Source organism: Pandoraea thiooxydans, from assembly GCF_001931675.1.
GTDB lineage: Bacteria > Pseudomonadota > Gammaproteobacteria > Burkholderiales > Burkholderiaceae > Pandoraea > Pandoraea thiooxydans.
The window spans coordinates 3,738,717-3,751,519 of record NZ_CP014839.1; the positions used below are offsets into that span (position 1 = coordinate 3,738,717).

Below are 12,803 nucleotides of genomic sequence, written 5' to 3' on the forward strand. Positions count from 1 at the left end.
GCAGAGCTCAGGCGATCGTCAGTCGGACCGGCGGCAGACCAGCGATCTCGCCGACATAGACGCCGGGACGTTCCGGGAAATAAATGCCGGTGTACGAACCGGCGGTGGCCACCATGCCGGGCGCGACACGCCGCCCCAGCCCGGTCCAGTGATTGACCAGCCATGGCAGCAGGCGGCGGGGATCGCCGGCCGGATTGGCCGGGGTGCCCTGAATCAGATCGGCGCCATCGAGCGAGAAGCGCATCGGCGGACGCAAAAACGGAAACGCCGCCTGGTAAGGCACCGGCTCGCCGACGATCAACGCGCCGTGGTTCTGCAAGTCGGCCAGTTGCGCAAGCTTGTCGGTGCGCGGCCAGTCGGCGAAGCGGCTGGAGACGATCTCGATGGTCGCGACCATGCCCTGCACGCCCGCCATCACGGCGTCGTCGCTATAGGGGCGCGCCGCAGGCTCGAAAGCCTCGCCGAACACGAAGCCGATTTCGAGCTCCAGGCCGAGCACGCCAAAAGCGCCGCGCTCGACCGTGGCCGGGCTCATCGATACGCCCTCGGCCGGCAGCGGCGCGCCCTGGATCGGACCATCGTGCGACTTGCTGCCGACCTTCCAGCCGGCCGCCTCGCTACCGCGCTCGGCCAGGGTGGCAAGCTGCACCGCATAGGCTGCCGCCTCGTCGGCCGGCACCAGGGCCGCCGGCAATTCGGCCAGCGTCGACCTGCCGGCATGGGCGGCGGCCAGTTGGCCAGCCAGGGCTTGAATCTCGGGAGTGCTCATGAACATCCTTGCAACAGGGAACGGGAATGCAGCCACACTAAAGCAGTGGGGCGATAAATCAAGTCCGGCGGTACTGCGAAAACCGCGTTCCCGGCACCGGCGGCCGGGAACGTGGCATCGAGCGGGCTCGGGCGGCGTCGCGCCGCCACGCGCTCAGGATTTGCCCGACAACACCGGGGCCGCTGGCGCGCCGGCCTCGGCGCCGGCATCGAACCTGCTCTCAGGCTGCATGCGGAAGGCCAGCACGACGCCCAGCGCCATCAACGCCATGCTGGTCGCGAAAGGCAGGTTCCAGTTGCCGAAGCGGTCGATCAGGAAGCCGCCGACCACCGGGCTGAGAATCGCCGACAGCGCCGAGCCGGTGTTCATCATGCCGGCGGCCGTGCCCGCATGCTCGGGCGCAATGTCCATCGGAATCGCCCACATCGGCCCGATCGTCATTTCCGCGAAGAAGAACCCGGCCGACAGGCACATCGCCGAGATCACCAGGTCGTGGGTAAACATCAGCGGGATCAGCACGATCAGCGTGAGCAGCATGCAGATCGACACCATCCAGCTGCGCGCGCGCCGCAGGTTGCCCGTCTTGACGAGAATTTTGTCGGTGACGATGCCGCCCAGCGTGTCGCCGATCACGCCGGCCAGGAATACGCTCGAGGCAAATACGGCCGACTTCTTCAGGTTGAGGTCGTAGTTGTGCAGGAAATACTGCGGGATCCAGCTCAGGAACAGCCAAAGCGTCCAGCCGTAGCAGAAGTACACGATGGTGACCGGCATCATGCGCTTGAAGAGTTTGGCCCAGGCGACCTTGGGCGCCTTGGGCTTGGGCGGGGGCAGGCTGTCGAGTTCCTGCTGCGTGATGCGCGGATGATCCTTCGGATGCTCGCGGAAGGTCAGCGCCCAGACAGCCACCCACACCAGGCTCAGCGCGCCGGTGGCGTAAAACGCGGCGCGCCAGCCGTAATTGACCATGATCGCGACCACCACCAGCGGCGCCACCGCATTGCCGATGCGCGCGGCCGAGTGCGTGATGCCCTGCGCGAACCCGCGCTTTTCCTTAGGCACCCAGCGCGACATCATCGAGGTCGCGCCGGGGAACGTGGCGCCCTCGCCAAAGCCCAGCAGCAGGCGGGCGATGACCATCGTCAACAGTCCGCCGGACATGCCGGTGAGGATCGTCGCGAGCGCCCAGATCAGACCGCAGCCGACCAGGGTCTTGCCGGCGCCGAAGCGGTCGCTGACCCAGCCGCCGATGATCTGGAACAGCAGGTAAGGATACGCAAAGGCGGAAAACACAAAACCGATTTCCGTCTTGCTCAGTCCGAAGTCCTTGGCGAAGCCAGCGGCCGCGGTGCTGACATTGACGCGGTCGAGGTAGGTGATGAAATACATGATGCACAGCATCAGCAGCACGGTGCTGGTCACGCGAAAACGCTTCATGGTGTGTTGTCTCCGTTATTGTCGGTCGCGCGGCGTGACCGCGCGGTGAGTTTGTCGTGGCATCGGTGCCCGCTTCTGGCGGCGGCTGGCCGATGCCTGCGTTGGAAGGCTGGCGGTGCGGCTTACGCCACCGCCTTCAGGGGTGCGGCCGCGGCGGGCGTGGCGGCGAGGTAGGCCATGGCCGCGCTCACGCCGCTGCCGGCCACCGGCACGCCGGCGATCGTCAGCCCCATCTCGCAGCCGGCGAGCGCGGCCATCAGCGTGAGTTCATTGCAATCGCCCAGGTGGCCGATGCGGAACATGCGGCCCTTGACCTTGCCCAGGCCCGCGCCGAGCGACAGGTTGAAGCGCTCGTAGATGATCTTGCGCACGGCGTCGGCATCGACGCCCTCGGGCATCATCACGCCGGTCAGCACGGGGCTATAGACCGCCGGGTCGGCGCATTGAATCTCCAGCCCCCAGGCGCGCACCGCGCGCCGGCACGCTTCGGCCAGGCGCTGGTGCCGCACGAAGACGTTGTCCAGCCCTTCGCCGAGAATCATGTCGAGCGCCTCGGCCAGCCCGTACAGCAGATTGGTGTTGGGCGTGTAGGGCCAGTAGCCGTTCTTGTTCATCTCGATGATTTCGTCCCAGCCCCAGAAGCTGCGCGGCAGTCCGGCATGGCGGCTGGCCTCGATCGCCTTGGGCGAGAGCGCGTTGAAACTGATGCCGGGCGGCAGCATCAGGCCCTTTTGCGAGCCCGAGACGGTCACGTCGACGCCCCACTCGTCGTGACGATAATCGGCCGAAGCCAGGCCCGAGATGGTGTCGACCAGCAGCAGCGCCGGGTGTCCGGCCGCATCGATCGCACGGCGCACCGCCGCGATATCGGACGTCACGCCGGTGGAGGTTTCGTTATGCACCACGCACACCGCCTTGACGAGGTGCCCGGTGTCGACGCGCAGGCGCGTCTCGATGGCCGCGGCGTCGACCCCGTGGCGCCAGCCCTCGGCACCCGGCAAGCCGAGAAACTCGGGCTTGAGGCCGAGGTTATCGGCCATCTTCTTCCACAGCGACGCGAACTGGCCGGTCTCGTACATCAGCACCGTGTCGCCCGGGCTGAGCGTGTTCGACAGCGCCGCCTCCCACGCGCCGGTGCCCGAGGCCGGGTAAATGATGACCGGATGCTTTGTCTTGAAAATTTTCTTGATGCCGTCGAGCACCTTCAGGCCCAGCGCGCCGAACTCGGGCCCGCGATGGTCGATGGTGGGATAACTCATGGCCCGCAGGATGCGGTCCGGCACCGGACTCGGCCCCGGGATCTGCAAAAAGTGACGCCCGGCGGGATGGAAGTCCAGCTGAATCATGCGAATCTCCTGTTAATTGAATTTTGCATGCAAAATACTTTACCAAATTCCGTCCGCTTGTCAAAGAAAAATTTCGCTGGGGAATTGTCGGGTTTACCCCGTATTTACAAGGCAAATACCGAATCAGGACGAGATGCAGTAAAATCGGACGAAACTATCTATGCAAATTTTGTATGCAAAATTCCGCCAATCAAGCTGATTTGAGCGCCGCGACACCCGCGCTGCCCAAGGTCACGCGGCTGCGGCTGCACGACACCGTGGTCGAGCATCTGCGCAACTTCATCGTCGAAGGGGTGTTGAAACCGGGCACCAAGCTCAACGAGCGCGAGCTGTGCGACACGCTGGGGATTTCGCGCACGCCGCTGCGCGAGGCGCTGAAAGTGCTGGCGGCCGAGGGGCTGATCGACATCTCGCCCAATCGCGGCGCGACCGTCTCGCGCATGACCGAAGCGGAGATCCGCGAAACCTTCGAAGTGATGAGCGGGCTCGAAGCGTTCTCGGGTGAGTTGGCGTGCGAGCGCATCACGCCGGCCGAGCTGGCCGAGATCAAGGCGCTGCACTACACCATGCTGGCGTGCCGCGCGCAAAACGACCTGCCCGGCTACTACAGCCGCAACCGCGAAATTCACGATCGCATCAACGAAGCCGCGCGCAACTCGGCGCTGCGGCAAATCTACATCTCGGTCAACCGCCGCCTGCAATCGCTGCGCTTTCGCTCCAATTTCCAGACCGCGAAGTGGGACCGCGCGGTGCAGGAGCACGACGAAATGATTCAGGCGCTCGAGGCGCGCGACGGCAAGCGCCTCGCAGCCATCCTGCGCCAGCACTTGCTGGAAAAGCGCGACGCCGTGCTGCAACTGGCGGCCGAAGCGGCTGAAGCGGGGGCGCAGGACGATTGAGGGCAGCGCCGTGCAAACCCGCACCACCGAGGTGCGCGCTTGCACCGCAACGGTCACCCTCTCTCGCGCCAGATGCCGCGCGGCGCTCGGCACGCGTCTTGCTGGCTTCAGGGATCAACGCCCACCCGTGAGAGACCGTTCGCCGCGCCCGCCATGCAAAGCCCGCCCCCCGCGCCATCCAACCGTATCAACGCCGAGCCCGGCGCCCCCTTCGGCTTGAGCCTCAAACGCCGGATCGGCGGCCTCTATGTGCTGCTGATCGCCTTCAATGCCCTCGCCTGGTCGTGGGCATGGATCGCCTTTCGCGAGCGGCCACTGCTGCTGGGCACCGCCCTGCTGGCCTACAGTCTCGGCCTGCGCCATGCGGTGGACGCCGACCACATCGCCGCGATCGACAACGTGACCCGCAAGCTGATGCAGCAGGGCCAGCGCCCCGTCTCGGTGGGTTTGATGTTTTCGCTCGGGCATTCGAGCATCGTGGTGCTGGCCTCGGCCGCGATGGCCGCCACCGCGCTCGCGTTCGGGCAGCGCCTCGCCCCGCTGCAGGCGGCCGGCAGCCTGATCGGCACGGCCGTCTCGGCGCTGTTCCTGTTCGGCATCGGCTGGCTCAATCTGCTCGTGCTGCGCTCGGTGCTGCGCTCGTTTCGGCGCGTGCGGGCCGGCGAGCGCTATGCGGACGAAGATTTCGATCTGCTGATCGGCAATCGCGGCCTGCTCGCGCGGCTCTTCAAACCGATGTTCCGGCTCGTCTCGCGCAGCTGGCACATGTATCCGCTCGGCGTGCTGTTCGGGCTGGGTTTCGACACCGCCACCGAAATCGGCCTGCTCGGTATTTCGGCAGCCGAAGCATCACGCGGCATGCCGGTCTGGTCGATCCTGGTGTTTCCGATGCTCTTCACCGCCGGCATGACGCTGATCGACACCACCGACAGCCTGCTGATGCTCGGCGCCTACGGCTGGGCCTTCGTCAAGCCGATCCGCAAGCTCTACTACAACCTCACGATCACCTCGATCTCGGTCGTGGTGGCTTTCGCCGTCGCCGCGATCGAGACGCTCGGGCTGGCCGTCGACCACCTGCAACTCAAAGGTGCGGCCTGGCAAGCGATCGCTTCGCTCAATCGCGACTTCGGCACGCTCGGCGCTCTCATCATCGGCCTGTTCGCCGCGAGCTGGACAATCTCGATCGCGATTTACAAATGGCGGCGGCTCGACGAGGTGGAGCTTGGGGTGTAGCGTGCGGCCGCTGGCGGCAAGCCGGGGCGCCTGCCCACGATCACAACGCCAGCGTCAAATGCGCCTTGCCGACGACGACCTTGCCGTCGAAACCATGAATTTGCGACAGCCACGCCGAGTCGGGTAACGTCGGCGGCGCCAGATGCGACAGCACCAGGGTCTTGACGCGGGCGGCGCTGGCAATCTCGCCGAGAACCGCCGCATCGGTATGCGCCTGCGTCAGATGCCGTAATTTGGCCGCATGCGCGAAGCTCAGCGGCTGCGGGAAAAGATTTCTCGCCCAGCCGAGATCGATGGCCTCGTGCACCAGTATGTCGGCCCCCTGCGCCAGCTCGATCAGGTTTTCGCACCGGGTCGTATCGCCCGAAAATACGATGACGCCATCGGCCGTCTCGAAGCGAAAGGCAAAGGCGGGAAACATCGGGCGATGATTGACCAATATCGCCGACACCGCCACGTTTTCGTCGCGGTAGACGGGAAGCGGCCGCATGCGCGGGGCGGGATTGGCGAACGATGCTTGAAGGCCGGCCGGCAGGACGATGTCGTGCACATCGAGATAGCGATGAGGGTTCGGCTTGCCGCTATCGGTGATGTTGTCGTTCAGGTCGGAGGCAAAGCCGCGGTAAAGCGACTCGGTCATCTCGCGGGTGCCCGGTTGAGGATTCGACGGGTTGACCAGGTCGACATGGTGGCCGGAGGCAAGAAAGGCACTGCGCTGCGCCGGAACCGCCCCTGGGCCATGGATTTGAACCGGCGACTTGCGGCGCAGCAGGCCATCGGTCGAGCCGAACAGCAGCAACTCCGAGTAATCGACCACGTGGTCCGCATGCAAATGCGTGATGAATGCCGCGCGCAATGTCTCCAGCCCGCCGGGCCTGGCCTGCGGGCCCGGACTCGCCAGGCCCGCGGCATAGTAGGCGTCGAGCCAGCCGCGCCCGAAATCGACCAGATAGACATCCTTGCCGACGGCCACCGCCGACGAAATGCCGCCGCAACTGCAACCGCGCCAGGCCGTTCTGCCGGCACCCACGCCCAACAGAACCAGCCGGGTGCGCGCCTGTGTCGGCACCGGATCGGGTGACGCCGCGCGCGACCCGCGCCGGCTGCCGAGTGTGGCGCCCAGCGCCAGCGATCCGGCGCCGGTCAATACTTTTCTGCGTGTCTTGTCCATGAGATTTGCGTTCGAAAAATAGATGAACGAGAAGCGCCCGGCCGAGGGCACTCGACCTCAAAACCGGTATTTGCGGAACAGGAAAATGACGCCGGCGCATATCACGCAGATGACGGATGAAGCGGCCAGTACACCCGAGTAGTTGCCGGCCGAGTCATACCAGCGACCGAACAAGGTGGGACCGGCGACGCCGCCCAGGGCAAAGGCCGAATAGGTCAGCCCGTACAGGAAGCCAAAATGCTTCAAGCCGAAGTACCGGGTGACGAAATAAGGCACGAAGTCGCCCTCCGAGCCGACGATAAAGCCGATCAGGATCGCGCCGCCCAGAATCGTGTCGCTTTGCCCTGCGGCGGCGTGACTGACCAGTTGAATGCCAATGGCGCCCAGCATGAAGCACGCGGCCGCCACCCAGGGGGCAAATACCTTGTCGAGCAGCATGCCCACGCCAACGCGCCCGAGCGCCACGCCAAGCCCGGCCACCGCGACGGCGCGCGCGGCGAAGCCCGGTGAAATGCCGCGATCGGTGAACATGGCCGGCAGATGCACCATCGCGCCCAGGCTGATCGCCGAGATCACGAACGTCACGAGCATCAGCAGCCAGAACATCGGCCGGTGCAACGCGTCGCGCACCGAATCGCCCTCGGGTTCGCGCAACGCGAGGTCCGTCGGCGATGCCGGCTTGGCCGGGTCGACCACGCTGGCGCGCAAAAGAAGCCGCGCCACGACGGCCAGCAACAGCGCGATCAGCGCCAGGCCGCGGTAAGCGATTCGCCAATCGTAGGCCTGCAGCAGCGCGTGGGCGACGAGCGGCATGACGGCCGCGCCCAGACCCACGCCGATCATCGAAAATCCGATCGCCGCGCCGCGCCGAGCGCTGAAGACGCGGGAAATGACCGTGACATAGCCTGCCGGGCCGGTTGCTACGCCGCCAAAACCAATCACGAAATTCAACAGCGCAAAGATGAACGGATTGCCCGGCGCCATGCTCAGCAGCGCGAGCAAAACGGCGAACACGATGCCGGAGCCCAACAGGATCCGGCGCGCGGGGTACCGGTCGAACAGCCGGCCGACGACGAACGACCCGCACGCCAGGCCCACCATGAAAAATAGCGCGCAGGCCGAGATCTCCGAGCGGCTCCAGTGGAACGACGCGGCAATGGCTTTCAGAAATATGCCGACCGTAGCGAAATGCACCGTGGCAATGCCGCCGGCCATGCCGAGCGCGCAGCCGATCAGGACGGAGACTTTCTGCAGATTCGAAGCCTCGGCATGAGGCAGACTAATAGCGTTTTCCATTTGACATATCCATGGGGATGGCCTGACGGCAGGCGGTCATGACCGTACGGGCGGGAACGCGGCTGCGCTCGCCCGCGCGGCGCGGATCAGAACGTGTGGCGAATGCCGGCGATCACCGAGGTCTGCGAGCGGGTGCTGGAGGCCGGCTGCGTAAACAGGGCGGCACGGGCCGCGTCACCCGAGGCGTGCTGGTACAAGCCCACCAGGTAAAGGTCCGTTCGCTTCGAGAGGTAATAATCCGCCCCGAGATTGACTTGCTGATATTTGGGACGCCCGCCCGCATCGTTGCGTCCGTCGGTGTAGATATAGGCGGCGCCCAGACCCAGTTGCGGCGACCACTGATATCTGCCGTTGAGTTCATAGTTGTCGGCCCGGGCCGAGGCGATGGAGGCATCGAACACGGTGTGGCTGAACAGCAGCCCGAGCGTGGCGTGGCCCATCGCATAGGTGCCGCCGGCGGCGAATACCTGATGGCTCAGGATGGTGCCGCTGCCGCCCAGCGAGGCGAGCCCGTTGGCTCCGCCGTAATCGGATTGAGCACCGCTGCCCGCAGCGCCTACCGCGCCGGCCGTGCCTGGCGCGGCCGGATGGTTCAGGCGGAAGTAGCCGGCGGCGAGCACCAACGGGCCATGCGCGTAGCGCGCGCCCAGGCTCCATGCCTGGTTATCGGAAAAAGCGCCGGGCTGGTTACTGAACCCGTACAGGCCACCGAACGTCAAGCCGTGATAGTCGACACTGGTGAACTTGACCGAGTTGTTGACGCGAAACGCCGGCGCCAGATCGTCGATATTGCCTTCATGCGCACCGACGATCGAGGCCCAGCGGGCGGCCGAACTCATGACGCCGACGAACTGCAGCACCGACTCGTATTGCCGCCCGAAGGTCAGGCTGCCATATTGGCGACTCCTCAAGCCGACGTAGGCCTGCCGCCCAAACTCGCGCCCGCCCTGAGTGGATTTTCCGCTGTTGATATCGAAGCCGTTTTCCAGCAAGAAAACCGCTTGCAGGCCGCCGCCCAGATCTTCCGAACCCTTAAGCCCCCAGCGGTTGCCGCTCAGGTTGCTCGACTGCGCCTTCCAGGCCTGGCTGCCCTGCTGGTTGCTGACGTAGGCCACGCCCGTATCGACGATGCCGTATAACACTACGTGGCTTTGCGCCGCGCACAGCGCGGGCAGCGCGGCCAACGACGCGAGGATGAGATAGCTAGCTTTCACAGTACATGTCTCCGAATATTATTTTTTGGCATCGCGTGCCGATCCGACGCCCGGCGGACCCGATTGGCGGGTGCCAGGCGGTGCGGTAAAACCGTTTCAATGGGGGGTGGCGTTCTCCTTGCGTTCAGAGGGGGTTGTCAGGTCGGCAGCGGCCTACAGACCGGCCGTGTCGCCCAGCAAGGCGCCGGCGCCCGGCAAGCGATGTGGCAGTTCGAGCAGGCGCAGCATCTGCCGCACCGTGCATGCCGCAGTGGAGGTCACGGGAATGCCCAAGGTGCGTTGCGCGGCCTGCAACGCCGCCAATGAGGGCATTTGCACGCAGGCCGACAACACCACCGCGTCGACGCCGCGCGTGTTGAGCCGTTTGACGTCGGCGAGCAACTGCAGCGGATCGCGCGCACCGACCTCGAGGTTGTCCTCGATCGAGAAATTGAGCGCATCGTGGACTTCGATGCCCTCGCTCTCGATGTACTCGCAAACCTTGTGCGTCAGCGCGTTGGTATAGGGCGCCATGAGCGAAATTTTGCGGGCGCCGAAGTGCTTGAGCTCGTCGACCAGCGCACCGGCCGAAGTCATGACGCGCGGCACCTTGCCGGCCGCGGTGACGGCCCGCGCCAACTGCTCGGCCGCTTCCCGGTGATAGCCGTTGCCCATGCACATGATGGCGACCAGGCAAGCGGTGCTGAGCACGTCGACCTGGGCGTCGGCGAGCTCGGCCGCGCAGCGCCCCATGTCGCGATTCATGCGCTCGAGTTCTTCCGGCACCACGCGATGCATGCGCACGCGGCTCGCGTGAAAGGTAAAGGAGTCGTCGGGATACGCCGCCATGCGCGCCTGCAGCATCGCGGGAATCTCTTTTTCCATGGTGATGTTGGAGCTGGGCACAATTTGCCCGATACGAAAATTCATGGTTCGTCTCACTCGTGGTTTTTGCGTTGCCGGGTCGGCCCGGTGGCCTCGGCATGGCAATACGTTTGCAGCACGGCGCGCAACGACGGCGGAATCGGCGCGCTCTGGCGCGCTTCGAGCCGCACGCAGATCGGAGAGAACGTCGCGCGGAAAATCAGCGTGCCGTCGGGCTTGCGCGCGACGCAGTGGAAGTCATAGGAGCGTTCGCGAATCTCGCCGACCGTGCAGGTGATGTCGACCACATCGTTGGGCCACAGCGTGCCAGCGAAATCGAACGCCATCCCCCGGCATGGGGTGCCGACGCCGTGCACTTGGCCCAGCGACTCGCCGGTGTTGCCGGCCAGGTGATCGGCAAACAACCCGACCGCGCCGAGCAGGTATTCGGTGAAGCGTCCCGTGTAGACCACCCCGGCCGGATCGCAATCGCCCCAGCGCACCTGCCGCCTGACCACAAATGGCCGCTCGCTCAACACATATTCCGCGCTGCGGATCATGGTCATGCCTCGTCGGCCAGCACCACGCCGGCATCCGCGATTTCCCTGACCAGCTCGGGGTATTGGTCACGCAGGCGTGCCCCGTCGACGCGACCGGTGCGCGTCATGAAGCGGTAGACGAATTCATGCGGCGAATAGGTGTCCATCCATTCGCGCATGCGCTCGTACCAGAGAAACGACGCGCTCGACGCATCGATCAGCTGCTTCTTGTGCGGCCCGCGCGATTCGACATAGCGCGCCAGCGCCGCCGGGATATCGTTGGGCGACAGCGCCACGGCCTCGGCCAGCGCAATGGCGTCTTCCATCGCGATGCGCGTGCCGGAGCCGATCGAAAAATGCGCGCTGGCCAGCGCGTCGCCAAGCAGCACCCGATTGCCGGCATGCCAACGCGCATTGCGAATCACCGGGAACTGCCGCCACACCGAATTGTTCGAGACCAGGCGCTCGCCGTCGAGCTCGGCCGCGAAGACCGTCTCGAACAGTGCCTGGCGCTGTTCGTCCGACAGCGTCTCGATTCCCAGGTCGAGCCATGTCTGGTGGTCGCACTCCGCCACGAAGGTACTCATGCTGTCCGAGTAGGGGTAATAGTGCGCAACGAAATAGCCGCCCTGAAATTTGCGGAACACCAGGGCCGGCGACTCAAAGGCCTTGGCCACGCCGTACCACGCGAAGTGATTGCTCAAGTTGTAGTGAGTGGTGCCGAACCCGGCTTCATCGGCAGCGCGAATTTTCGAGTGCACGCCGTCCGCGCCGACCACCAGGTCGCCATCGAGGCGCTCGAAATCGGTCACACGCGTCTCGTAGAGCACCTCGATGCCAAGCCGCTCGGCATGCGCCTGCAGGATTTCGAGCAGGGTAATGCGCGGAATCGCGCCGCCAGCGCCCGGCCGGCGCACGACCACCGCCGTGTCGTTCAGGACGATCCCTTGCTGGTCAGTAAACTTCATCGCCTCGACCAGATCGGCGCAGACTTCGGGCGCGGCTGCCTGCAAGCGCGCGAGCCCGGTATCGGCCAGCACGACCCCGAAACCGAAGGTCGCATCGCGCGGATTCTGCTCGAACACCGTGAGCCGCGCGGCGGGCACGCGCCGTGCCAACAGAATGGCCAGAAACAACCCTGCCGGGCCGCCGCCAACGATATCGGCTTTCATACGGCCTCCGACGGTGCAATAAGGAGCGTTTCGGCGTCGAAGGTCGTGATGCGCCCGACCAGGCCGCCGGTCAGCGCGCCGTACCAGACGGCCGGCTTGAAGCCGAGTTCGCGTCGCTTGAATTCCAGCGACGGCGTGCCGTCGATGCGCAGGTAGTCGCCGTGCGCCGGACCAACCCGGTAGCCGCGCCGCGCCGCGACTTCGGCCAATGCCTGAAACTCCGGCACATCGAGCACGAACATCGTGGCGGCGGCAGGCTCGGTGCCGCCCGCCCCCGAGACCTCGCGCAAGGCCGCGCCCTTGCGTTGCCATACCGCGTCGATCGATGCGAATGCCGCGCCTCGCGCAGTGCACCGTTCGAGTTCGACAGCAGCCGCGACAGTGCGGGTCGCGTCGTCCGCGTCGGACTGGACGAACGGGCGCGTCTGGTAGGTGATTTCGATCGGATAGCCGTTGGGATCGTTGAAGTAGATCGATTCGATCACTTCGTGCCGCACCTGGTAACGCAGCTCGATGCCGGCCTGCTCGACCCGTGCGCGCCAGGCCATCAGTTCCTCGAGGTTCGCGACCTGCCAGGCGGTATGGGTGGCACGATCCTGATAGTGATCGCTCGGCACCAGATGCGCAGGCCGTTCGGTGCCGATGTAGTAGAAGAAGGCGATCGTGCTGCCGTTGCCGCTATCGAAAAAAAAGTGCAGAAAGTCCGCATGATCGGCCGGCCCCCAGCCGCGCGCCGAGATCGCGTGAACCAGCGGCAAGCCGAGCAGATCGCGGTAGAAATGCACGGTTTGCTCCAGCTTCCAGGTGGGCCGCGCGGTGTGATGGACACCGCGCAGGGCGAGTTCGGATATCGCGCCCGCTGCGCGAGATGCAAGATTCGTCAT

At 65.4% G+C, this 12,803-nt stretch carries 12 protein-coding genes; 2 read left to right on the forward strand and 10 right to left on the reverse strand.

What is annotated here, in order from left to right:
• Window positions 1-7: 7 nt before the first annotated feature.
• The 3 genes from PATSB16_RS17190 to PATSB16_RS17200 all read right to left on the reverse strand — a co-directional run bounded on the left by PATSB16_RS17190 (window position 8) and on the right by PATSB16_RS17200 (window position 3,552).
• A complete protein-coding gene (locus tag PATSB16_RS17190; RefSeq protein ID WP_047216694.1) occupies window positions 8-769 on the reverse strand; it encodes a 2-keto-4-pentenoate hydratase in 762 nt (253 codons plus the stop codon).
• Between the two features lie 153 nt (window positions 770-922).
• The gene (locus tag PATSB16_RS17195) at window positions 923-2,206 is read right to left on the reverse strand and encodes an MFS transporter (protein ID WP_047215274.1); all 1,284 of its coding nucleotides are present in this window, start codon (window positions 2,204-2,206) and stop codon (window positions 923-925) included.
• 122 nt (window positions 2,207-2,328) lie between these two features.
• The gene (locus PATSB16_RS17200) at window positions 2,329-3,552 is read right to left on the reverse strand and encodes a pyridoxal-phosphate-dependent aminotransferase family protein (protein WP_047215275.1); all 1,224 of its coding nucleotides are present in this window, start codon (window positions 3,550-3,552) and stop codon (window positions 2,329-2,331) included.
• A 173-nt stretch (window positions 3,553-3,725) separates the two neighbouring features.
• On the opposite strand from PATSB16_RS17200, the gene PATSB16_RS17205 reads away from it, so the two are divergent.
• Both PATSB16_RS17205 and PATSB16_RS17210 read left to right on the forward strand, forming a co-directional pair.
• A complete protein-coding gene (locus tag PATSB16_RS17205; RefSeq protein WP_047215276.1) occupies window positions 3,726-4,451 on the forward strand; it encodes a GntR family transcriptional regulator in 726 nt (241 codons plus the stop codon).
• A gap of 153 nt (window positions 4,452-4,604) precedes the next feature.
• Entirely contained in the window at window positions 4,605-5,684 is a 1,080-nt protein-coding gene (locus PATSB16_RS17210; protein ID WP_083566828.1) for a HoxN/HupN/NixA family nickel/cobalt transporter, read from the forward strand.
• A gap of 40 nt (window positions 5,685-5,724) precedes the next feature.
• Here the strand turns inward: PATSB16_RS17210 and PATSB16_RS17215 are convergent, their stop codons facing one another.
• The 7 genes from PATSB16_RS17215 to PATSB16_RS17245 all read right to left on the reverse strand — a co-directional run bounded on the left by PATSB16_RS17215 (window position 5,725) and on the right by PATSB16_RS17245 (window position 12,803).
• On the reverse strand, window positions 5,725-6,855 hold the full coding sequence (locus PATSB16_RS17215) for an MBL fold metallo-hydrolase (RefSeq protein ID WP_052892824.1): 1,131 nt from the start codon (window positions 6,853-6,855) through the stop codon (window positions 5,725-5,727).
• A gap of 57 nt (window positions 6,856-6,912) precedes the next feature.
• Complete coding sequence (locus PATSB16_RS17220) at window positions 6,913-8,151, reverse strand: MFS transporter (protein WP_047215277.1); 1,239 nt, start codon at window positions 8,149-8,151, stop codon at window positions 6,913-6,915.
• Between the two features lie 86 nt (window positions 8,152-8,237).
• Complete coding sequence (locus PATSB16_RS17225) at window positions 8,238-9,365, reverse strand: porin (protein ID WP_047215278.1); 1,128 nt, start codon at window positions 9,363-9,365, stop codon at window positions 8,238-8,240.
• Window positions 9,366-9,518: 153 nt separating this feature from the next.
• Window positions 9,519-10,274: a maleate cis-trans isomerase family protein gene (locus PATSB16_RS17230; RefSeq protein ID WP_047215279.1), complete on the reverse strand. Its 756-nt coding sequence runs from the start codon at window positions 10,272-10,274 to the stop codon at window positions 9,519-9,521.
• 8 nt (window positions 10,275-10,282) lie between these two features.
• Window positions 10,283-10,774 (reverse strand): acyl-CoA thioesterase, encoded by a 492-nt coding sequence (locus PATSB16_RS17235; protein WP_237170251.1) that lies wholly within the window; start codon window positions 10,772-10,774, stop codon window positions 10,283-10,285.
• Window positions 10,771-11,919 carry an FAD-dependent monooxygenase gene (locus PATSB16_RS17240; protein ID WP_047215281.1) on the reverse strand — a complete coding sequence of 383 codons (1,149 nt, stop codon included), beginning with the start codon at window positions 11,917-11,919 and terminating at the stop codon, window positions 10,771-10,773. The genes PATSB16_RS17235 and PATSB16_RS17240 overlap by 4 nt, the downstream gene beginning before the upstream one ends.
• Complete coding sequence (locus PATSB16_RS17245; protein WP_047215282.1) at window positions 11,916-12,803, reverse strand: VOC family protein; 888 nt, start codon at window positions 12,801-12,803, stop codon at window positions 11,916-11,918. The genes PATSB16_RS17240 and PATSB16_RS17245 overlap by 4 nt, the downstream gene beginning before the upstream one ends.